Annotated in this window: 1 protein-coding gene; it reads right to left on the bottom strand. The window is 64.3% G+C overall.

The window, feature by feature from the left end; translation table 11 throughout:
• Positions 1-42 precede the first annotated feature (42 nt).
• Complete coding sequence (locus EV140_RS00610) at positions 43-1,392, bottom strand: IS256 family transposase (protein WP_130280068.1); 1,350 nt, start codon at positions 1,390-1,392, stop codon at positions 43-45.
• Positions 1,393-1,455: the final 63 nt, after the last annotated feature.

The raw sequence follows: 1,455 nt of genomic DNA, 5'->3' as shown, positions 1-1,455 counted from the left end.
CCTGTCAAGTTGTTTGTGTAAATGGGCATCGTCTGGGGTTGGTCAGAGGTAGGGGCGGATTCGGTCGGGGAACGCGATCGCGAGTTGGGCCAGGGCCTTCTTCCAGCTGGTCGTGACGGCACCCTCGATCAGCCGCGGTGGCGCTTTTCGCTCGCGTGAGGGCTTGCCGCGCTCTTTCTCCCTCTCCAGTGCGCGTTTGTCCTCGATGTTGCAGATCGCCAGCCAGAGCAGCTTCACGACCGCGGCGTCGTTGGGGAAGTGGCCGCGGTTCTTGGTGACCTTCCTCAGTTGGTAGTTCAGCGACTCGATCGCGTTGGTCGTATAGATCACTCGCCGAACCTCGGGCGGGAACGCCAAGAACGGGATGAAGCGCTCCCACGCGTTCTGAAACGCCGCGATCGTGTGCGGGTTCGCCTTGCCCAGCTCCGAGGCCGCCAACGCCGCCAACTCGGCTTTGGCGGCGTCCGCGTCGGGGGCTTGATAGATCGGCTTCAGCGCGGCGGCGACGGCTTTGCGTTGCCCGTAGGACACGAACCGCATCGCGGTGCGGATCAGGTGCACCACGCAGGTCTGCACGAGCGAGTCGGGCCAGGTCGCCTCGATCGCTTCGGGGAAGCCGGTGAGGCCGTCGCAGCACACGATCAGCACGTCACGCACGCCACGGTTGGCGAGCTCCGCGCAAACGGATGCCCAGAACTTCGCTCCCTCGGTTTGCTGCACCCAAATGCCCAGGACGTGCTTGATGCCCTCCATGTCGACGCCGACGGCGATGTGAGCGGCCTTGTTGCCGACGTGCCCGCCGTCTCGGACCTTCACCACGATCGCGTCCAAGTAGATCACCGGGTAGAACGCTTCCAACGGCCTGGACTGCCACGCCAGGACCTCGTCGGAGATCTCGTCGACGATCTTCGAGATCGTCTCCCGCGAGATGTCGGTGCCGATCGTGGACGCCAGATGGTGCTCGATATCGCGCACCGTCATCCCGCCGGCGTAGAGCGAGACGATCATCTCGTCCAACCCGCCCAGACGCCGCTGACCGGTGGGCACCAGACGAGGGGTGAAGCTCCCGTTACGGTCGCGCGGGACAGCAAGCTCAACATTGCCGGCAATGGTCGCCACGGTCTTAGGAAACGACCCGTTGCGCGAGTTGTCGTGGAACGGAGCCTCCGCATCGCCCCGCTCGTAGCCGACGTGCTCAGTCAGCTCCGCCTGCAAGCCACGCTCCAGGCCGGTCTTGATCAGCTGTTGGATCAGCCCGTCCCGGCCATCGAGTTGCACCTCACCGGAATCGATCTTCGCGAACAAGTCATCAAGCACACCCGAGTCTCGAAGACGCCTCGCGCCCCCCGCCTGCTCACGCCGCCGCTGCTCGCGGGCTTCCCTGTCGATCATGGTCATCAGTGTCGTCCTTTCGTAAGAAGCCGACACCCCTTACACACACCATCTGACACCCTC

It is taken from the genome of Microcella alkaliphila (assembly GCF_004216855.1).
Lineage (GTDB): Bacteria > Actinomycetota > Actinomycetes > Actinomycetales > Microbacteriaceae > Microcella > Microcella alkaliphila.
This window is presented reverse-complemented; position numbering and strand designations above follow the sequence as displayed.

Coding starts and splice junctions, on each gene's coding strand:
- EV140_RS00610 (WP_130280068.1), bottom strand. CDS start 1,392: ATGATCGACAGGGAAGCCCGCGAGCAGCGGCGGCGTGAGCAGGCGGGG.